This is a genomic window from Streptomyces sp. 5K101 (assembly GCF_046506645.1).
In the GTDB taxonomy this organism is placed as follows: domain Bacteria; phylum Actinomycetota; class Actinomycetes; order Streptomycetales; family Streptomycetaceae; genus Streptomyces.
Map to the genome: position 1 here is coordinate 37,881 of NZ_JBKFFO010000015.1, position 20,601 is coordinate 58,481.

At 72.6% G+C, this 20,601-nt stretch carries 17 protein-coding genes; 15 read left to right on the plus strand and 2 right to left on the minus strand.

Annotation, left to right across the window (positions count from 1 at the left end):
- Positions 1-14: 14 nt before the first annotated feature.
- From ACLB9X_RS26010 to ACLB9X_RS26035, 6 genes are all read left to right on the plus strand, one after another.
- Positions 15-674, plus strand: coding sequence for an isochorismatase family protein (locus ACLB9X_RS26010; RefSeq protein WP_410362827.1), 660 nt, complete (start codon positions 15-17; stop codon positions 672-674).
- On the plus strand, positions 671-2,554 hold the full coding sequence (locus ACLB9X_RS26015; RefSeq protein ID WP_410362828.1) for an anthranilate synthase family protein: 1,884 nt from the start codon (positions 671-673) through the stop codon (positions 2,552-2,554). The genes ACLB9X_RS26010 and ACLB9X_RS26015 overlap by 4 nt, the downstream gene beginning before the upstream one ends.
- 184 nt (positions 2,555-2,738) lie before the next feature.
- Positions 2,739-3,071: a hypothetical protein gene (locus tag ACLB9X_RS26020; protein WP_410362829.1), complete on the plus strand. Its 333-nt coding sequence runs from the start codon at positions 2,739-2,741 to the stop codon at positions 3,069-3,071.
- Positions 3,055-3,618 carry a shikimate kinase gene (locus tag ACLB9X_RS26025; RefSeq protein WP_410362830.1) on the plus strand — a complete coding sequence of 188 codons (564 nt, stop codon included), beginning with the start codon at positions 3,055-3,057 and terminating at the stop codon, positions 3,616-3,618. The genes ACLB9X_RS26020 and ACLB9X_RS26025 overlap by 17 nt, the downstream gene beginning before the upstream one ends.
- Before the next feature lie 5 nt (positions 3,619-3,623).
- Entirely contained in the window at positions 3,624-4,733 is a 1,110-nt protein-coding gene (locus tag ACLB9X_RS26030; RefSeq protein WP_410362928.1) for a 3-dehydroquinate synthase family protein, read from the plus strand.
- 399 nt (positions 4,734-5,132) lie between these two features.
- The gene (locus ACLB9X_RS26035; RefSeq protein WP_410362831.1) at positions 5,133-6,332 is read left to right on the plus strand and encodes an IS701 family transposase; all 1,200 of its coding nucleotides are present in this window, start codon (positions 5,133-5,135) and stop codon (positions 6,330-6,332) included.
- Between the two features lie 189 nt (positions 6,333-6,521).
- On the opposite strand, the gene ACLB9X_RS26040 is transcribed toward ACLB9X_RS26035, so the two are convergent.
- Positions 6,522-7,403 (minus strand): shikimate dehydrogenase, encoded by an 882-nt coding sequence (locus tag ACLB9X_RS26040; protein ID WP_410362832.1) that lies wholly within the window; start codon positions 7,401-7,403, stop codon positions 6,522-6,524.
- A 422-nt stretch (positions 7,404-7,825) separates the two neighbouring features.
- Here ACLB9X_RS26040 and wrbA point away from each other — a divergent pair, with 422 nt between their 5' ends.
- From wrbA to ACLB9X_RS26085, 9 genes are all read left to right on the plus strand, one after another.
- On the plus strand, positions 7,826-8,443 hold the full coding sequence (wrbA, locus tag ACLB9X_RS26045; RefSeq protein WP_410362833.1) for an NAD(P)H:quinone oxidoreductase: 618 nt from the start codon (positions 7,826-7,828) through the stop codon (positions 8,441-8,443).
- Between the two features lie 914 nt (positions 8,444-9,357).
- On the plus strand, positions 9,358-10,101 hold the full coding sequence (locus tag ACLB9X_RS26050; RefSeq protein ID WP_410362834.1) for an SDR family NAD(P)-dependent oxidoreductase: 744 nt from the start codon (positions 9,358-9,360) through the stop codon (positions 10,099-10,101).
- Positions 10,101-11,363 (plus strand): 3-phosphoshikimate 1-carboxyvinyltransferase, encoded by a 1,263-nt coding sequence (gene aroA / locus ACLB9X_RS26055; protein WP_410362835.1) that lies wholly within the window; start codon positions 10,101-10,103, stop codon positions 11,361-11,363. Before ACLB9X_RS26050 ends, aroA begins: the two co-directional genes overlap by 1 nt.
- A 170-nt stretch (positions 11,364-11,533) precedes the next feature.
- On the plus strand, positions 11,534-12,748 hold the full coding sequence (locus ACLB9X_RS26060; protein ID WP_410362836.1) for a 3-hydroxybenzoate 6-monooxygenase: 1,215 nt from the start codon (positions 11,534-11,536) through the stop codon (positions 12,746-12,748).
- 2 nt (positions 12,749-12,750) lie between these two features.
- Positions 12,751-13,935 (plus strand): chorismate synthase, encoded by a 1,185-nt coding sequence (aroC, locus tag ACLB9X_RS26065; RefSeq protein ID WP_410362837.1) that lies wholly within the window; start codon positions 12,751-12,753, stop codon positions 13,933-13,935.
- Positions 13,936-14,681: 746 nt separating this feature from the next.
- Positions 14,682-15,770, plus strand: a complete 1,089-nt coding sequence (locus tag ACLB9X_RS26070) for an LLM class flavin-dependent oxidoreductase (RefSeq protein ID WP_410362838.1) — start codon at positions 14,682-14,684, stop codon at positions 15,768-15,770.
- 296 nt (positions 15,771-16,066) lie between these two features.
- Positions 16,067-16,813 (plus strand): DsbA family protein, encoded by a 747-nt coding sequence (locus tag ACLB9X_RS26075; RefSeq protein WP_410362839.1) that lies wholly within the window; start codon positions 16,067-16,069, stop codon positions 16,811-16,813.
- Positions 16,814-16,952: 139 nt separating this feature from the next.
- Positions 16,953-18,050, plus strand: coding sequence for a phenazine antibiotic biosynthesis protein (locus ACLB9X_RS26080; RefSeq protein ID WP_410362841.1), 1,098 nt, complete (start codon positions 16,953-16,955; stop codon positions 18,048-18,050).
- Positions 18,050-19,438: an aldehyde dehydrogenase family protein gene (locus ACLB9X_RS26085; RefSeq protein ID WP_410362842.1), complete on the plus strand. Its 1,389-nt coding sequence runs from the start codon at positions 18,050-18,052 to the stop codon at positions 19,436-19,438. The genes ACLB9X_RS26080 and ACLB9X_RS26085 overlap by 1 nt, the downstream gene beginning before the upstream one ends.
- 95 nt (positions 19,439-19,533) lie before the next feature.
- Here ACLB9X_RS26085 and ACLB9X_RS26090 read toward each other — a convergent pair whose 3' ends face one another.
- Positions 19,534-20,445: a ScbA/BarX family gamma-butyrolactone biosynthesis protein gene (locus ACLB9X_RS26090; protein ID WP_410362843.1), complete on the minus strand. Its 912-nt coding sequence runs from the start codon at positions 20,443-20,445 to the stop codon at positions 19,534-19,536.
- Positions 20,446-20,601 lie beyond the last annotated feature (156 nt).

A 20,601-nucleotide genomic window follows, 5' to 3' on the forward strand; every position in this document is an offset into this window, starting at 1 on the left:
GAGGAAGATCCCGGATGGCTCTGCCCACGATCAGCCCCTATCCGATGCCCGGTCAGGGGGACATGCCGGAGAACATCGCGCAGTGGAGCGTGGACCCGAGACGAGCGGTCCTGCTGATCCACGACATGCAGAAGTACTTCCTGCGGCCGTTCCCGGCCGGGGAGTCACCGGTGACCGACCTGGTCCGCAACGCCACCGCCCTGCGGGAGCGCTGTGCGGAGCTCGGCATCCCGGTGACGTACACCGCCCAGCCGGGCGGCATGACCGACGAGGAGCGCGGCCTGCTCAAGGACTTCTGGGGTCCCGGCATGACCGTCGAGCCCGAGCACAAGAAGGTCGTCGACGGACTCGTCCCCGCCGCGGGGGACAGCGTCTTCACCAAGTGGCGCTACAGCGCCTTCTTCCGCACCGGGCTGCTCGACCTGCTGCGCGGCAGCGGACGCGACCAGCTCATCGTCTGCGGTGTGTACGCGCACGTCGGCGTCCTCATGACGACCACGGACGCCTTCACCCACGACATCCAGCCCTTCCTGGTGGGCGACGCCATCGCCGACTTCTCGCTCGAGTACCACCGGATGGCGCTGGAGTACGCGGCGCAGCGCTGCGCCATGACCGTGACCACCAAGACCGTGCTGGACCAGCTGGCTCCGGCACAGAGCCGAGGGACGCGATGACCGACCACGGACTTCTGGATCTGGTCCTCGCCGCGGACCCGCCCCCCTTCGCCCTGCTGCACCGTCCCGAGGCGGCCGGTGCCGACCGGGTCGACGTGATCGTCGGAGACCTGTCCACGCCGGCGGTCCTCGCGGACGTGCCCTCCAGCGGCGGTGTCCGGACGGCCGGCACGGGCCGCGCCGAGCACGAGGTGCTGGTCGTCGTCCCGTACCGGCAGATCACCGAGCGCGGTTACGCGGCGGCCGACGACGGCGCCCCGCTGATCACCCTGTCCGTGCGCGACCAGGACTCGGTGACCCTGGGCGAGGTGCTGAACCGGCTGCCGGACCGGCCGATCGCGGTGTCGGACGGCCGCTTCGACGTCGGCGACGACGCCTACGCGCAGACCGTGCGGGAGATCCTCGCCGACGAGATCGGCACCGGCGAGGGCGCCAACTTCGTCATCCGCAGGTCGTTCGTCGCCGACATCGGCGACTGGTCGCCGACCGCCGCGCTGACCTTCTTCCGGCGGCTGCTCGAGGGCGAGCGCGGCGCCTACTGGACATTCGTCGTGCACACCGGCGACCGCACGTTCGTCGGTGCCAGCCCCGAGCGGCACGTGAGCCTGCACGGCGGCACCGCGGTGATGAACCCGATCAGCGGCACCTACCGCTACCCCCCGACCGGGCCGACGCTGGAGGGCGTGACCGCCTTCCTCGCCGACCCCAAGGAGGCCGACGAGCTCTACATGGTGGTCGACGAAGAGCTCAAGATGATGGCCGGGATCTGCGACGGCGGCGGGCGCGTGGTGGGCCCCTACCTCAAGGAGATGGCCCGCCTCGCGCACACGGAGTACTTCATCGAGGGCCACAGCACCCGTGACCCGCGCGAGATCCTGCGCGAGACCATGTTCGCCCCGACGGTCACCGGCAGCCCGCTTCAGAGCGCGGCGAAGGTCATCGCCAAGTACGAGCCCCAGGGCCGCGGTTACTACAGCGGCGTGCTGGCCCTCATCGGCCGGGACGCGCAGGGCGGCCCGACCCTGGACTCGGCCATCATGATCAGGACGGCGGAGATCTCCGCCGCCGGACAGGTCACCATCGGCGTGGGCGCCACCCTGGTCAGGGACTCCAAGCCCGAGTCCGAGGTGGCCGAGACGCGGGCCAAGGCGTCCGGGCTGCTCGCCGCGCTCGGCGCGAGCGAGTCCGGGCTCGCCCGGCACCCCGACGTCCTGGCCGCGCTGGACCAGCGCAACCGGTCGATCTCCGCGTACTGGCTCCAGGAGCCGGGCGCACGCCACCGCACGGTACCCGCGCTGGCCGGCCGGAAGGTCCTCGTCGTGGACGCCGAGGACACCTTCACCGGCATGCTGGCGCACCAACTGCGGTCGCTCGGCATGGAGGTGACGGTCCGGCGCTTCGACCAGGAGTACACCTTCGAGGGCTGCGACCTGGTCGTGCTCGGGCCCGGCCCCGGCGATCCGCGCGACGTGGACCACCCGAAGATCGCCCACCTGCACGGCGCGACCCGCGAAGTGCTGGCGCGGGGCATCCCGTTCCTCTCGGTGTGCCTGAGCCACCAGGTGCTCAGCACCGTCCTGGGGCTCGACCTGGTCCGCAGGGACAGGCCCAACCAGGGCGTACAGCGGAAGATCGACCTGTTCGGCAGGCCCGAACAGGTGGGCTTCTACAACACCTTCGCCGCCCGCAGCGCCACCGACACCGTGCACTCCGAGCTCATCGGGGGACCCGTGGGAGTGAGCCGCGACGCGGTGACCGGAGAGGTGCACGGACTGCGCGGACCGGGCTTCCGCTCGGTGCAGTTCCACCCGGAATCGATCCTGACCGAGGACGGTGTGCGGATCATCAGCGATCTGCTCACGCCCCTGACGGCCGACTGATCCAGGGGCGTTCCCGCCCCGGTCGGCCCGCCGGTCCGGCACCATCCCCCGCCGCCGGACCGGCACGGACGGCAGGCCGCGGATGCGGTGTCCCCTCGCCCTGGCACCGCGCCCCGGCCGCCGCCTCCGCAGACCGCACAACAGACCCGACACAGGCGGGTGTTCACCGTCGAGGAGGACAGCCATGCATGCCGTAGTCGTCTGGTGGGAGCTCGCGGGCACCGGCCGCACCATCGCCGAGCTGCGCGACTTCCTCCGGGACGAGGCCGTGGACCGGTTCGCGGCCGTACCCGGACTGGTGCTCAAGACCTGGATCTCCGACGAGGCCGGCGAGCGCTGGGGAGCGATCTTCCTGTGGGAGTCCGCCGAGGCGGCCGCCCAGCCGATCCCCACCCGCGCGGCCGAGATCATCGGGGCACCGCCCGGACACCGCCACGCCTTCGACGTGGAGGCCACCGTGCAGGGTGTGCACACCCTGGACTCCCTCTCCGGACACGGCCTTGCCTTCGCGTCCTGAGCGCCGGCCCGCCGCCGTGCTGATCGGAGCGCCCGGCGCGGGGAAGACCACGGTGGGGCGGCTGCTCGCGGGCCTGCTCGGCGTCGGCTTCCGGGACACGGACGCCGACCTGGAGGCGGCGGCCGGCACCGCGATCCCCGACATCCTGTACCGCACGGGCGAGGCGCACTTCCGGCTGCTGGAGCGGGCGGCGGTGCACCGCGCGCTCGCGCGGCACGCCGGCGTACTCGCGCTCGGCGGGGGATCCGTCCTGGACGCCTCCGTCCAGCAGGCGCTGCGCTCGCACACGGTGGTCCATCTCGCCGTGCCGCTGGAGCAGTTGCTCGACCGGATCGGGGACGCGGCGAGCCGCCCGCTGCTGGCCGACGACCCGGGCGGCCGGCTGCGGACCGCGCTCGGCGTCCGCACTCCGATCTACCGCAGACTGGCCCGCCACACCGTGACGGTGGCTCCCGGGGAGCGCCCCGACGAGGTGGCCGGCCGGATCGCCGCCCTGTTGCCGGGCAGGCCCCAAGGGGCCTTCCCACGAGCGAAGGAGCCCGTGTGAGCACCATGTTCCCAGGTCTCGTGCCCGCCTCTCCCGAAGCGCTCGGCGGGCGTCATCCGCTGCGCGTGCGGGCGGGCGGTGAGCGGCCGTACGACGTCCTGATCGGTCAGAAGGCCGCCTCCGCGGTGATCAGCCTGCTCCCGGAGAAGGCGAGGACCGTCGCCCTCGTCCACGACGAGTCCCTCAGCTGTCAGGTGCGGTCGATCCGCGCGGCGCTGGACGCCGACGGCCGCCGTGTCGCCGTGCTGCAGATCCCGCAGGGCGAGGCGGCCAAGCAGATCGGCGTCCTGGCGGGCGTGTGGTCCCGCTTCGCCGCGGCGGGGATCACCGGCGCCGACGCCGTCGTCGCCTTCGGCGGCGGCGCGACGCTGGACCTCGCCGGCTTCGCCGCGGCGACCTGGCGGCGCGGCGTGCCGCTGATCCTGGTGCCGACGACGCTACTCGGCATGGTCGACGCGGCCGTCGGCGGCGCCGCCGGCATCAACGTGCCCGAAGGCCGGGAACTGGTCGGCGTCTGCCGTCCGCCCGCCGGAGTGGTCTGCGATCCGGACCTGCTCGCAACGGTGCCGGAGGGAGGCCATCTCGGCGGCCTCGCCGAGCTGATCAAGGCGGGCTTCGTCGGGGACCCCGTGATCCTGGACCTCATCGCCGCCGATCCGGCGCGCGCCGCCCGTCCGGCCGGCTGCGACGCCGCCGGTCTGATCGAGCGCGCGGTACGGGTCAAGACCGCCGCCCTCGACCGGCCGGACGGCGAGGCGGCCTGGAGCCTCGAGTACGGGCACACCCTGGCCCGCGCGATCGAGCGCGTGGGTCACTACCGCGTACCGCCGGGGCACGCCCTGGCCGTTGGCATGGTCTTCGCCGCCGAACTGGCCCGCCTCGCGGACCGGCTGGACGACGCGTCGGTGGAACGCCACCGCGAGGTCCTCGCCGCCGTGGGGCTGCCCACGTCCCACCCGCGTGAGGCGTGGGCCGCGCTGCGGGAGGTCCTGACGGCCGGTTCCGGGGACGCGGCCGCGCCGCTGGTCGTGCTCGACGCCATCGGCAGGCCGGGTCTGCTGCACGACCCGGAGGGCGTGCTGCAGGACGAGGCGTACCGCCGGATCGGGTCCTGAGCCGTGCGCAGGCCGCCCGACCGCCGTCCCCCGGACCGCCGCCCTCCCGCAGGCGGCCGGCGCAGGCACAGCGCGCGCGGTACGTAAGCACCCGGTCGCGACTTTCCGGTGTCCGACTACTGACAAAAAACCGACCATCTCCCTTGTTTGTGAGCCCCGAGAGGTGCCCCTGCCGGCCGACGTCTCGGGGCTTCCATCTGCCCCTTCACGGTTACTGACGCCCTTTCATCTGCATATGCCACGGGCTTGCTCAGCTGACCTGACGGAGTGTGCTTGGCCTGTTTCGAATAAAAACCGACTGCGTGGTTTGGTATGGTGGTCGAGTTGGCCAGGTCTGGCACTTCGCGCGGCGAGCCGTGCGGTTCGGCCGACCAGGTCACATCCAGGGAAGGGGGCCCTGTGGAAGGGACCAAGGACAGGGAAGGACGACCGGACATCGCTTGGGGCGATGTCGACGACGACTTCGTGACCGAGTTCTCGAAGCGCATGCTCACGTCACTGCCGCGCCGGGACCAGCGTGAGCGCGGCGAGTGGTACATCTCCGGACTGCTCTCGATCCCCGGGCGCAAGTCCATGCGGTCCATCGCGTCGGTGATCGGTGGCGGCGCGGCCGAACAGCGCCTGCACCACTTCATCAGCAAGTCCTCGTGGGACTGGCTCGCGGTGCGCAGAACACTGGCCGGCCACCTGGACAGGACGCTGCTGCCGCAGGCCTGGGTGGCCCGGCCGATGTACGTGGTCAAGACCGGCGAGCACACGGTGGGGGTGGAGGAGTCCTTCGTGCCGCAGCTCGGACGGGTCGTCAACAGCCAGAAGTCGTACGGCGTCTGGCTGGCCAACGAGGAGCAGAGCGCGCCCATCAACTGGCGGCTGATCCTTCCCGCGGACTGGCTGCAGGACAAGGAGAGGCGCAAGCGCGCGGAGATACCCGAGGGCGAGGGCGAGGCCGATCCCGGCGCCGTCGCCCTGCACGCCGTGCTGGAACCGCTGCGCGCCTGGGGGCTTCGCTGCCGTCCGGTGGTGATGGACGCGCGCGAGCACGAGGCCACGCTGCTCGCACGGAACTTCGCGCGCAAGGGCGTTCCGTTCGTCCTGCGCATCAGCGGCACGACGTTGCTGGTGCCCAGCGAGGCGCTGTCCACCGGCCACGGCGAACGCAAGCTCCAAGCCCAGCAGTTGATCGAGTGGGTGAAGAAGGCGTCCCGGCAGGTCGGGTGGGTCGATCCGCACAGCTCGATCAACCGCTCGGCACTCGTGACCGGTACGCGGGTCAGCCTGCCCGCCCCGGGCGGCGGGCTGCCGCTGCAACTGGCGGGCGCCTGGTCGGGATGGGAGCGGCAGCCGGGGGAGCTGTGGCTGACCAACCTGGTCGAGGCCCCGCCCGCCGTGCTGCTGAGGCTCGGCAGGCTCACCGAACGGGTCGAGCGCGACTTCGCCGAGATCAGCACGCGCGTCGGCGTCCGGGACTTCGAGGGCCGTACGTTCGGCGGCTGGCACCGGCATGTCACGCTCAGCTCCGTGGCGCACGCCATCGTGGTGCTCTCGGCCGCACGCGTCCAGGAGGAGCGCACCGCACGCAGTCTGATCCGCTCCGCCTGAGAGAGCGGGGTCCGACGGCCCCGTTGCCGGCCCGCGGCGTTCCCCGCGCTGCGGCTCCGGCGTGCTCCGGGCACGGCAGCAGGCGCCGGCGGCCGGAAAGAGGCGCGAGGGCTCGCGCTCCGGTGGCCGGGAGCCGCACCGCTCCCGAAGCCGGCCGTACGCCGCAGGTCCCGTGCGAGAGACGGCGGCCTAGGCGGCCCGGAGACCGATCTCCGCCCGCACCGCGCGGCGCATCTCCTCCACCGGCACGTCCGAACGGCCGGTCATCAACTCGACCTGCCGCGCAGCCTGGTGCAGCAGCATCGCGTGCCCGCCGACCGCCCGCGCCCCGCCGAAGCGGGCGGCCCTCGCGAGCCGCGTCGGCCAGTCGGCGTACACGACGTCGAAGACGTCGGCGCCGCTGCGCGCGATCGCCCCGGCGTACGGATCCGCCGCGCCGGCCGGCAGCGTGGACAGCACGAGGCGCGCGCCGTCGAGTGCGTCGCCCAGCTCGTCGAACGAGTGGTAGCGCACAGCCACCCCGAGCCGGGTGGCGGCCGCGCACACCTGCCCGCCGCGGCTGCGTTCGCGTACGACGACAGGGGTGTCGGTCTGGCCGAGCTCCTTCAGCGCCGCCAGCGCCGAGCACGCGGTCGCCCCGCCGCCCAGGATCACGGCGTCGGGCCGGCCGTCGCCGCCCAGGCCCTCCTCGCGCAGCGCAGCGACGATGCCGTGGACGTCGGTGTTGTCGCCGTACCGCCGGCCGTCGCGCAGGATCACCGTGTTCGCGCCGCCGACGTCCAGCGCCAGCGGCGTCACCTCGTCGACGAGCGGCAGCACCGTGCGCTTCAGCGGCATGGTCAGGGACAGGCCCGCCCACGAGCCGTCGAGCGAGTCGAGCAGCGCGGGGAGCCGCCGTTCGTCGCACTCCATGGCCGCGTACGACCAGTCCAGGCCGAGGGCGGCGTAGGCGGCGCGGTGCAGGACGGGGGAGAGGGAGTGCGCGATGGGCGACCCCAGGACGGCCGCGCGCGTTCCGGCCCTGGGCACGGGGCCTGTGGATCGCCGTGGATGGAAGCGAGCGTTGCTCATCTCGTGGCTCCTTGTCGGATCGGCCGGGCGGAAGACGGCGGCGGCGCGGCCGTGGGCGCGCCGGATCCGGGCGATCACAAGGTCAACGGCCGCGGGGGGAACCACCCGGCGGTCGAGTTCCGGGGGTGTACGAGCACTTCCGGGAGGCGGGAGCGACCGCACGGATTGCCGGCTTCCGTTATCTGGGACAGGGTGACGCCTGCCGCAAGGGAGCGTGTATCCAGCACCCGATACTTCGTCAGATGACGACGTCGGGTCCGGTGTGCCGTCTTGACAGGGTCAGGACGCCTGCGCGGCCGTGGCCCCGGCCGTACACGTGACGAAATCGCCGCGAATCGATTGAGAGCTCAAGAATCCTGCGGGAGGGTCAGGTGCGGTTCCGAACCGTCCATGCCCCGCATTCCGACAAGGAGCGCACCACCGTGACGAACGTCGCAGTCATTTACTACTCGTCCACCGGCAACGTCCACAAGCTCGCCCTGGCCGCCGCCGAGTCGGCGGAGAAGGCGGGCGCCGAGGTCCGGCTGCGCCAGGTGGCCGAGCTCGCTCCGGAGGCCGCCATCGCCTCCAACCCGGCCTGGTCCGCGCACCGCGAGGCCACGAAGGACATCGCGGTGGCGAGCCTGGAAGACCTCGAGTGGGCCGACGTCATCCTCTTCGGCACGCCGACCCGTTACGGCCTGCCGGCCGCCCAGCTCAAGCAGTTCATCGACACCACGGGCGGCATCTGGGCCAAGGGCAAGCTGGTGAACAAGGTCGTCTCCTCGTTCACCTCGACCTCGCAGACCCACGGCGGCCAGGAGAGCACGATCCTCGCGCTGAACAACACCTTCTACCACTGGGGCGCCATCATCGTTCCGCCCGGCTACGCGGACGGCATCCAGTTCGACATCAAGAACGGCAACCCGTACGGCGCCAGCCACGTGGGCTACAACAACGAGGTCCCCGGCGCGGAGAACCTGGCGGCGGTCGAGTTCCAGGCGCGTCGCGCGGTGGAGATCGGCACGGCGCTGAAGCGCGGCCTCGAGGCCGCGGCCTGATTTCGCGGGGGGCCGCGCCCCCGCACCCCCACGCCCTCCGGGGCGCGGGCCCTCCGCTTCCCGGGGCCCCGCCCCTCCGGGCCACGCGCCCCGGCCCCTGTGCCCCCGGGTCCCCGGGGCACGGGCCCGGGGCTCCTGCCGTCCTTGGGACGGGCCGGCTTCTCCGGCTGCGCCGGGGCGGCTCGACCGGAGGTCGCGCACAGGTGACGCCCAGGGGCCGTCGGCGTCCGGATCGGCCCGATGGGCTCCCGGCCTCGGCCGTCTGACGGGCCATCGGCCCGGCCGGGGCCTTTGCCTTCGGCGGGCCTTCCGGCCCCGACGGACGCGGCCTCGGCCCTCGGACGGTCTTCCGGCCGGCCGGTTCCCGGGCCTCCGGCCACGGCCCCAGCAGGCCTCCGGCCTCGGCTCGTCATCGACCTGCGCGGCCGCGAACAGCTCGTGACCTCGCGCCAACTCGCCCAGGCCGGGGCCTTTGCCCTCGGCGGGTCCGGCCCCGACGGACGCGGGCCACGGCGTACCACGACCCCGACGCCGGCGCGCCGGTGCCGCAGACCTTCGCCGACCGGGCCCGGCCGGCCGCGCAGCCTGCTCTGGGGCAGGAGGTGCGCCGGCTGAGCGTCACCGGGGCCCGGTTCTGACGCAGGGCGGCTACGAGCCCCGCATTCCTTTCCACGGGTCGTCCCCGGAAAGCGAATGTGGGGCTTTCGCATGGCCAGGGGCATATCCCGTCAACTGACGAAGTAGCCGGGCGCGCATTGATCGGTGGCCACGGCGCGGCGCAGAGTGAGCAGGACTCCAGAGGGATTCGTATCGCGTTCTTGCGAACGGAATGAATTACTCGCGGTGATCCATCGTCGGAACCCATTTCCCGTCCGCCGAGCACCGCCCTTCAGCCCGCTACCAGGAGAATCCTGATGACAGCACGATTCACCGGCAAGGTCGCACTCGTCACCGGCGGCGGTTCCGGCACCGGCAGAGCGACCGCGCTGGCCTTCGCCAGGGAGGGCGCCACCGTGGTGGTCGCCGGGCGGGAACCCCGGGACCTGACGGACACCGTCGCCCTGATCGAGAAGGAGTGCGGCACCGCCGACGCGGTCATGGCCGACGTGACGCACGCACTGGACGTCATCCGGCTCGTGAAGACGACGGTGGAACGCCACGGCGGACTGCACATCGCGTTCAACAACGCCTGTTGGGTGCCCCACCCCCATATGATCGCGGAGACCTGCGAAGCCGTATGGGGTGAAGTCCTTTCCACCAATCTCACCGGCGTCTGGCTGCTGATGAAGCACGAGATCGCCCATATGCGGAAACACGGCGGCGGTGTGATCGTCAATCACTCCACGAATGTGAGCGTGAACGGCCGCCGGCTCGGATTCGGCGCCTACGCCTCGACGAAAGCGGCGCTGTCCGCGCTCACCCGCACCGCCGCGCAGGAACACATCGGCGACGGCATCCGGATCAACTCGATCAGCCCCGGCGACGTGGAGGCCACCAACGGCCGGGCCGAGTGGGAGGAGCACGTGAAGACGTCGGCCCCGGCCGGCCGGGTCGCGCGCACCGAGGAGATCGCCGACACCGTCGCGTGGCTCGCGAGCCCCGAGTCGAGGTTCGTCGTCGGACACGACCTGGTGCTGGACGGCGGAGTGACCCTCTGATGTCCCCGATACGCGCGGCTCGTGTCCCGGGGTCCAAGTCGCTGACCAACCGGGCCCTGCTGCTGGCCGCCGCCGCCGAGGGGACGAGCGTCCTGACCGCCCCTCTGGTCAGCGACGACACGGCCGCCTTCCGCGAGGCGCTCACCGCCCTGGGCGTCGACGTCGCCGTGCGCGACGACCGCTGGACGGTGACCGGACTCGGCCGCGCGCCGCGGACCGGGGCGGCTGTCTGGTGCGCCGACGCGGGCACGGCGGCACGTTTCCTCCCGGTCCTCGCGGCCGCGGGCGAGGGGGAGTTCCACTTCGACGGCTCCGACCAGCTGCGGGCCCGGCCGCTCGGCCCGCTCACCCGCGCCCTTGTCGAACTGGGCGCCCGCGTGGAGACGGGCGAGGGCGGCGGACTGCCGCTGCGCGTCACCGCGCGCGGCCTCGCGGGCGGAGAGATCGCGCTGGACTCCTCCGTCAGCAGCCAGTACCTCACGGGCCTGCTGCTCTCGGCGCCGCTGATGCGCGAGCCGCTGACCGTCGCCGCCCACGGCCTGGTCAGCCGCCCGTACATCGACATGACGACGGCGGTGATGCGCCGGTTCGGGGCCGAGGTCGGGATCGATGCCGATGGCCGGCTGCGGGTGGAGCGCGGGGGCTACACCGGCACCGTGCTGCGCATCGAGCCGGACGCCTCCACCGCCTCGTACCTCTTCGCCGCCGCCGCGGTCACGGGCACCTCCGTCACCGTGCCCCACCTGGGCAAGGACAGCCTGCAGGGTGACCTGCGGTTCGCCGAGGTGCTGGCCCGCACCGGCGCCGAGGTCGAGATCGGCGCGGAGGCCACCACGGTGGCCGGCACGGGACGGCTGCGCGGCGGCTTCGACGTCGACATGGGCGACATCTCGGACACCTTCATGACCCTGGCGGCCGTGGCCCCGCTCGCCGACGGTCCGATCACCGTCCACGGCATCCGCCACGCGCGCTTCAAGGAGTCCGACCGGATCACCGCGATCGCGGCGAACCTGCGCGCGGGTGGGATCCGGGTCGAGGAGGGCGAGGACCGGATCACGGTCCACCCCGGACGGATGGCGCCGACCGAGATCGCCTGCCATCGCGACCACCGCATCGCCATGGCCTTCTCTGTCCTCGGGCTGCGCACGCCCGGGATCACCCTCGACGACCCGGGCTGCGTGGCCAAGACGTTCCCCGGCTTCCACGAAGAGCTGTCGAGGCTCTTCGGGCCGCAGGCCGGCTTCTCCCCGCCGGCCGACTGAGGAGCACCGAGCAGCACCGCGCAGTACGGAGCAGCACCGACCAGCACCGACCAGCACGGAGAGCACGGAGCAGCACCGGGCGGCACGCGCGCGGCACGGCCCGTACGGCATCGCACGGCACAGCAGCGCCCAACGACCAGCAGACACACGTAGCGAGAAATGAGAGCGAGATGTCGGACATCATCATTGCGGGCGGCGGGATCGGCGGTCTGGCGGCGGCCCTGAGCATCTCCCGGCGGGGCCACCGGGTCACCGTCCTGGAGGCCCGCGACACCTTCACCGAGATCGGCGCCGGCATCCAGCTCGGCCCGAACGCCTTCCAGGCCCTGGACCAGCTCGGCGTCGGTGACGAGGTCCGCGCCCGCGCCGTGCACATCGACGAACTGCGCTTCATGGACGGCACCACGGGCGAGAAGGTCGCCTCCATGCCGCTCACCGGCGACTACCGCCGCCGCTTCGGCAACCCGTACGCCGTCGTCCACCGCATCGACCTCTACGCTCCGCTGCTGGCGGCGTGCCGCACCGTCGACACGATCGAGCTGCGCACCAATGCGTCGGTGGTGAGCTACGAGCAGAACGACGGCGTCGTCACCGTGCGCCTCACCTCCGGCGAGGAGGTCACCGGCGCGGCGCTCATCGGCGCCGACGGCATCAACTCCTTCGTCCGCAAGAAGCTCGTCGGCGACGGTTTCCCCCGCGTGTCCGGGCACACGATCTACCGCTCGGTGATCCCGATGGAGCAGGTCCCCGAGGACCTGCGCTGGAACACCGTCGCGCTGTGGGCCGGGCCCAAGTGGCACTTCGTCCACTACCCCATCGGCGGGGGCAAGTTCCTCAACCTGGCCGCCACCCGCGACGACGGCGCGACGAAGGCCGTCCTCGGCGAACCCGTCGCCAAGGACCACGTGCTCGGCGAGTTCCCCGAGCTGGGCGACACCGCGCGGCGCCTGCTGGACCTCGGCGAGGACTGGCGCAGCTGGGTCCTGTGCGACCGCGACCCGGTCGACACCTGGGCCGACGGCCGGGTCGTGCTCGTCGGCGACGCCGCCCACCCGATGCTCCAGTACGCGGCCCAGGGCGCCTGCCAGGCGGTCGAGGACGCGGTCGTGCTCGGCGAGCTGATCGGCACCGAGGCGTCCGAGTTCGAGGTGAACTTCCAGAAGTTCAACGCCGAGCGCCGCGAGCGCACGGCCGCGACCCAGCTCCTGGCGCGCGAGATGGGCCGGCAGCTGTACCACCCGGCGGGCGAGGCGGCCAAGGAGCGCAACGCGATGCTGGCCTCCCTCAGCGCCGAGGACATGTACGACAAGGTCGCGTGGCTGCACGGCAGCAAGGTCGGCGTCGCCGGCCACGTCGCCCCGCCCGTGCCCGCCGGACTGGTCTGATCATGGGTGGTCTGCGCTGGCTCACCGCGGGTGAGTCGCACGGCCCGGCGCTGGTCGCGACGCTGGAGGGGCTGCCCGCCGGTGTGCCGGTCACCACGGAGGTGGTGGCCGACGCGCTGGCGCGGCGGCGCCTCGGGTACGGCCGCGGCGCGCGGATGAAGTTCGAGCGGGACGAGGTGACCTTCCTCGGCGGCGTCCGGCACGGCCTGACCCAGGGCGGGCCGGTCGCCGTCATGGTCGGCAACACCGAGTGGCCCAAGTGGGAGCAGGTGATGTCGGCGGACCCGGTCGATCCGGAGATCCTGGCGGGCCTCGCCCGCAACGCCCCGCTGACCCGTCCGCGGCCCGGTCACGCCGACCTGGCCGGCATGCAGAAGTACGGCTTCGACGACGCGCGCCCGGTGCTGGAGCGGGCGAGCGCCCGGGAGACCGCGGCGCGCGTCGCGCTCGGCGCGGTCGCCCGTGCGTTCCTCGCCGGGACGGCCGGGATCGAGATCCTGTCCCACGTCGTGGAGTTGGGCGCCGCGCGGACGCCGTCCGGGCTGCTGCCCGTCCCCGGCGACGTGGAGCGGCTGGACGCCGACCCGGTGCGCTGCCTGGACGCGGCCGGGAGCAGGGCGATGGTCGCGGAGATCGACCAGGCCCACAAGGACGGCGACACGCTCGGCGGCGTCGTGGAGGTGCTGGCGTACGGGGTGCCGGTGGGCCTCGGCAGCCACGTCCACTGGGACCGGCGCCTGGACGCGCGGCTGGCCGCCGCGCTGATGGGCGTGCAGGCGATCAAGGGCGTCGAGGTGGGCGACGGGTTCGAGCTGGCCCGGGTGCCCGGCTCCAAGGCGCACGACGAGATCGTGGCCACGGAGGAGGGTGTGCGGCGCACGTCGCGCCGTTCGGGCGGCACTGAGGGCGGCATGTCGACGGGCGAGGTGCTGCGGGTGCGGGCGGCGATGAAGCCGATCGCGACCGTGCCGCGGGCGCTCGCCACGTTCGACGTCCGCACCGGTGAGCCGGCGCAGGCGCACCACCAGCGCTCCGACGTGTGCGCGGTGCCCGCCGCCGGGATCGTCGCGGAGGCGATGGTCGCGCTGGTGCTCGCGGACGCCGTCGTCGAGAAGTTCGGCGGCGACAGCGTCGCCGAGACCCGCCGCAACGTCGACTCGTACCTCGCCGCGCTGGCCGTCCGCTGACGGTTGCCGCCGGTCGTGGCGCGCCGCGGATGCCGGCGGCCATGCGCCACGTCCGCCGCGGACGGCGGCGGCCAACGGTCGTGGCGCGCCTGATGCCGGGGGCCAACCGCCGTGGTCCGCCGAGGATGGTGGCGGCCAGCGGCCTGGGCGCGGCTGGATGCCGACGGCCAACGATGGTGGGGTGCCTCATGGCGGCGGCCCACCGCCATGGTCCGCCGCGGATGCCGGCGGCCATGCGCCACGGTCGGCCGCGGATGCCCGCGGCCCAACGGCCTCGGCGCGCCGCGGATGCCGGCGGCCATGCGCCACGTCCGCCGCGGACGGCGGCGGCCAACGGTCGTGGCGCGCCTGATGCCGGGGGCCAACCGCCGTGGTCCGCTGCGGATGACGACGGCCAACGTCCTCGGGGCGGCTGGATGCCGGCGGCCAACCGCCTTGGGGCGCCCCGGACCTGACGGAGTAGCGGTGCAGCGGTTCGGCGTGGGGACCCGCGAGGGAACACTGGGCGCCGTGAGGCAGGCGGCGGAGGGAGGGCGACGAGCCCTTCCTCCCGCGGGGACCCGTACCGGCGGGCCGGCCACCGCACGGGCCGGCGGCCGGGTGCATGCGGCACGCGGCGCCGACCCGGCCCGACCCGGGAGGCCGGAGGAACCCGGCCCGGAGGCCGGAAAACACGGCCCGGGCCGCCGGAGGAACCGTGTCACCGGGCTGCCGGGACCGGCGGTGGCGGAGAGGGGATGGACAGCATGCAGTTCGGCATATTCAGCATCGGGGACGTGGGCAGGGACCCGCACACCGGCCGCACGCCCAGCGAGCACGAGCGCATCAAGGCGATGGTGGCGCTCGCGGAGAAGGCCGAGGAGATCGGCCTGGACGTGTTCGCCACCGGCGAGCACCACAACCCGCCGTTCGTACCGTCGTCCCCGACGACGCTGCTCGGCCACATCGCCGCGCGGACGCGGCGGATCATCCTGTCCACGGCGACCACGCTGGTCACCACCAACGACCCGGTGAAGATCGCCGAGGACTACGCGATGCTCCAGCACCTCGCGGACGGCCGGGTCGACCTGATGATGGGCCGCGGCAACACGGCACCCGTGTACCCGTGGTTCGGCAAGGACATCCGGCAGGGCATCCCGCTCGCCGTCGAGAACTACGCGCTGCTGCGCCGGCTGTGGCGCGAGGAGACGGTGGACTGGGAGGGCCGGTTCCGTACGCCGCTGCAGGGCTTCACGGCGACGCCCCGGCCGCTGGACGGGGTGCCGCCGTTCGTCTGGCACGGCTCCATCCGCTCCCCGGAGATCGCCGAACAGGCCGCGTACTACGGCGACGGCTTCTTCGCGAACCACATCTTCTGGCCCAAGGACCATTTCGTCCGGCTGGTCAATCTGTACCGGGAGCGTTACGCGCACCACGGGCACGGCGCGCCCGAGCAGGCGATCGTGGGACTCGGCGGCCAGTTCTTCCTGCGGCGGAATTCCCAGGACGCGGTCCGGGAATTCCGCCCCTACTTCGACAATGCCCCGCTGTACGGCGGCGCGGGTCTGGAAGATTTCATGGAGCAGACACCGCTGAGCGTCGGCTCCCCGCAGGAGGTCATCGACAAGACCCTGGGATTCCGCGAGACGTTCGGCGACTACCAGCGGCAGCTGTTCATCGTCGACGCGCACGCGATTCCGTTGAAGACCGCGCTGGAACAGCTGGACCTGTTCGGCGAGGAGGTACTCCCGGTGCTCCGCAAGGAGTTCGCGTCGGGCCGCGCCGCCGACGTGCCGGCCGGGCCGACGCACGCGGTGCGGGTTGCCCACCGGTACCGGGAGCGCGCCGCGCGCTGAGCCGCGACGCCGGTACGTGAAGAGGGGCCCGCCGTCCACCCGGTGGGCCCCTCTTGCCTGGTCGGCGCGGGGAGAGCTGACGAAGTCCCCGGTGTGCGCTGCGCGCCGGGGCGTGCCGCCGGTCACACTGACGGTGCCGCGCCACGGCCGACGGTGGTGGTCTGCCCGGCCCCGGGGGGTGTCCGGCGGACCTCGGCCGGGGCCACGACGCTCCCCCGGACGCCGCGTCCTGTCCGGCCCTGATCCGCCGGACACCCCCTGAGGCACGGCCCGGACTCCAGGAAAGAGGACCCCTGATGAACCCCTTGGCCGACGCCCGGGCCCTGCCCGTGACGGCGGACGACGCGCTCTTCTCCTCCGACACCCGCACCGTGACCGTCTGGTCGGACATCGGCTGTCCCTGGGCCACCCTGGCCCTGCACACGCTGCACGCGACCGCCGAGCGCCGCGGCGACGACCTCGTCGTGGACCACCGGGTGTTCCCGCTGGAGCTGTTCAACAGCCAGTCCACGCCGAAGCCGATCATCGACGCCGAGGTGGTCGCGATCGGCGCCAAGGTGCCCGCGCTGGGCTGGCGCCTGTGGACCTCGGCCGAGTACACCTACCCGGTGACGACCCTGCCGGCGATGGAGGCCGTCCAGGCGGCCAAGGACCCGGCCGTCGGCGGGCTGCGCGCGTCCGACCAGCTCGACACCGCGCTGCGCCACGCCTTCTACGGCGAGGGCCGCTGCATCAGCCTCACGGCCGAGATACTCGCCGTCGCCGCCGCGTGCCCGCTCGTCGACGAGAAGGCCCTCGCCTCGGCCGTCGAACGGGGCGAGGGACGCGCCGCGGTGTACCGCGACTGGGCGGTGGCGCGGGGCCCGCGGGTCCAGGGCAGCCCGCACCTGTTCACGGCGGCCGGCGTCGACGTGCACAATCCCGGCGCCGACTTCCGGTGGACGGCCGACCCGCAGCAGGGCGGCTTCCCCGACTTCCGCGCCTACTCGGCGGACTGGGCGGACGGCATCCTCGATTCCGTTTCCCTTTCCACGCAGGAATAATGACGTTCCGTCAATTCAGTTCGCCGGTCACATGACAGAGTAAATCGGCCGTCTTTGCGGGGTCGATGCGCGGGCATTTGAATGATGAGGACAAGGTGACTTGTTCTTGCTCTTGTTGTTTCCCGAAGGGAGCACATCGGTGTCCGCCATCGATCCCATTCTCGAGCTGCCGTACGGTGTCACGCCGGACCCGGACGAATTCCTTCGCGCGGCACTCCGCTGGCATTTCTCGCCGGAGACCGGTTCGCCGTTCTGGCTGGCCCAGGCGCAGAAGCTGGAGTTCGACCCCATTGCCGATGTGCGCGGGTTCCACGACCTCAAGCTGTTCCCGAACGTGGCCAAGTCCCTGCGCGAGGTCCGCGCGGAGGAACTGATCCCCCGGGGCTACGGCCCCCGCCCGAAGGTCGTCGGCGTCTTCGACAGCGGCGGCACGACGGGCGCGCCGAAGCGCGTGGTCATGCTCCAGGAGTGGCTGGAGATGCTGATCGCGCACAGCAGCGCGCAGCTCGACGCCCACGGCGTGCCGCACGACGTGAACTGGCTGCTGTCGATCCCGTCCGGCCCGCACATGGTCGGCGCGACATTCCAGCAGCTGGTGGCGGCCCGCGGCGGCCTGTCGTTCACGATCGACGTGGACCCGCGCTGGGTGAAGAAGATCATCGCCCGTGGTGCCGACACCGAGGCCGACCTCTACACCGACCACCTGGTCGACCAGCTCTCGCACACGCTGGCCTCCCAGGACATCGGCGTCCTGATGCTGACGCCGCCGGTGCTGGAGCGGCTGAGCCGGCGCGACGATCTCGTCGAGCTGGTCCGCAAGAAGGTCAAGGCGATCATGTGGGTCGGCACCCAGCTCGACCCCGACACCCGCCACCTGTACCGCACCGAGCTGTACCCGGGCATCGCGCTCTACAGCGGCTTCGGCAACACGATGACCCTCGGCCACGTCAGCGAGCGCCCCGGTCTGAGCGACGACGAGCCGTGCGTCTACGACCCGTTCTCGCCGTACATGACGTACAACGTGATCGACCTGGAGGCCCGCAGGCCCGTCGAGTACGGCGAGCGCGGCCGGGTCGTCATGAACTACGTCGGCAAGAGCCTGTTCCTGCCGAACAACCTGGAGCGGGACTTCGCCACCCGTATCCGCCCGCTGGAGGGCCAGGTCGGCGACTCGGTCGCGGACATCGCACCGGTGCGCGAGTTCGACGACGAGAAGGTCATCGAGGGGGTCTACTGATGACCGCCGAACCGGTCGCCCTCGACGCGCTCGGCCCGAACGGGCCCTATCGGTCCCGCAAGCGGCTCACCGTCTCCGACCTGGCCGGTGCCCCCGCCGCCGCACTGAGCCTCGTCCCCGCGCTGTTCGTCTCCCGTGCCATGGCCGCGCTGCGCACGGCGCGCCCGCTGCCGCACGAACAGCGGCTCGCCGCCCTCTCCCGCGCGGGCCGCATCTTCCGCAAGCAGGAGGTCGGGGGGCTGTCGTACGCGGAGTACGAGCGGACCGTCTCGCGCATCTGCGGTGTGCCGCTGCAGGCCGTACGGTCGGCGGCCGACGAGATCGCCGACTCCGCCGAGCGCGTGCTGACCCCGTCGTACAACGCCCGCCCCACGGGCGCCGTCTCCGACTGGCGCGACCCGCTGACCCGTACCGGCCGCGCCGTGTGGACGCGGCGCGGCGAGGTGCTCGCGGTCAACGCCGCGGGCAACCACCCGGCGCCGCACGCCCTGTGGCTGGAGGCACTGGCACTCGGCTACCGGGTCGCCGTACGGCCCTCGCGCCGCGAGCCGTTCACCCCCCACCGGCTGGTGCTCGCGCTGCGGGCCGCGGGCTTCGGCGACGACCAGGTCGTCCTGCTGCCCACGGACCACTCGGTCGCGGACGAGGTCATGGCCGGCGCCGACCTGAGCGTCAGCTACGGCGGTGACGACGTGGTCCGCAAGTACGCGGCCGACACGACGGTGCTCGCCCAGGGCCCCGGGCGCTCCAAGATCCTCGTCACCGCGGACGCCGACTGGCGCGAGCACCTGGACACGATCGTCGACTCGGTGGCCCACCACGGCGGCGTCAAGTGCGTCAATACGACCGCCGTGTTCGTCGAGGGCGACCCGGCACCGCTCGCCGCGGCGCTCGCCGAGCGGCTGGCCGCGCTGCCGTCGCTGCCGCCCGAGGACGAGAAGGCCGTCCTGCCCGTGCAGCCGGCCGAGACCGCGCGGAATCTCGAGCGCTACCTCCTCGCGCAGGCCGCCGGGACCACCGCGCACCTCGGCGGGGACGGCATTGTCGAGGAACTGCCGGACGGCAGTGCCGTGCTGCGGCCCGCCGTGCACGAACTCGCCGGCACCGAAGGCGGTCAGCACCGCGTCGAACTCCCCTTCCCGTGCGTGTGGGTGGCGCCGTGGAGCGCCGCCGACGGCATCGCGTCGCTGCGCGAGACCCTCGTGCTCGGCGTGATCACCGGGGACGTGGGGGCGCACGCCGACCTCGTCGACGCGCTGGTGGAGGACCCGACCATCTGCAACGTCCACCTGGGGGACCACCCGACCCACTGGATGGACCGCAGTGTGCCGCACGACGGCTACCTGGGCGAGTTCCTGATGCGCACCAAGACCGTCATCCGCGGCTGACGAGCGTCGCCCCCCACAGGCCGGAGGCCCTGTCCACACCCCGGACAGGGCCTCCTCCTCGCGTCGGTCACGTACGGGACCGACGGATCGTGCTCCTACCACTCGCCCACGGCGGGCGGCCAGTTGACGCAGGACGTGAGGACGCAGCGGAAGGTGAGCTCACCGTGCTGGACCCCGGTCACCTCGATCGCCCTGCTGCCGGGGAGCGCGCCCTGTGTGTCGCGCGCCTCGATCCAGCAGGGGGCGTCGAACTCCACGTACTTCGTGGGCACGATGGAGGTCGACGTCGGCACGAAGCCCTCGGGCCCCGCGTGGGCGAACGCCGCCTGGTGGGCGGCCTCGACGAGGACCAGACCCGGCACGTGGTCGACCGGGTGGTCCAGCAGGGCCAGGTGCCCGGTGTCGCCGCGCAGTTCCCACCGGCTGGGCACGTCGCTGGGCGCGAGCGTCACCTCGTCCTCGGCGCGCCGGCCGACGAGCGCCGGAGCGACGGGGGCCGGTGCACCGCCCGGCCGGGCGGAGGCGTACGCTCCGCGCAGCCGTCCGTACACGTTCGCCGGCACCCAGCTGAACGCGGCGCTGCAGGTCACGAAGATGGTGCCGTCGTGCGAGAACACGAAGTGCATGTCCAGGCTGCGGCGTCCGGACGGGACGCACCGGACGTCGATCTCGACGGCGTCCATGATCAGGTCCACCGTGGGGTAGGCGGGATCCGAGGAGTACTGGAGCTTGTTCATGAGGTACTGGTCGGCGGTGGGGGTCTCGAACCCCGCGTGCGCCAGCAGCAGACCGGCCTGACGGATGGTCTGCGCCACGAGCATTTCGTTGTGCCGTGCCCGGGGTGCCGGGGCGAAGAACCCGTGTGCCACCGTCCAGTCGGCGGAGAGGTGGAATCGGTCCTCGCCCAGTCGCGTCCACGACGTGATCAGGATGTCGTCCTCGGCGACGCGGTGCACGAACTTCGGCGTGATCGGTCCGCTCGGCCGGGCGCCGACCGTGGAGACCACCGCGGAGGCCGGCGACGAAACCGACCGGCGGATCTTGCGCGTGGTCCTTTTTCGGGCATGGATGGACAACTGAGACATAGAACCCCCCAGGCTCGTAGACCTTCTACGTGGGAACGGCCGTCCGTTCCCCTGCTAAGATACGGACTGCCCGGTTTG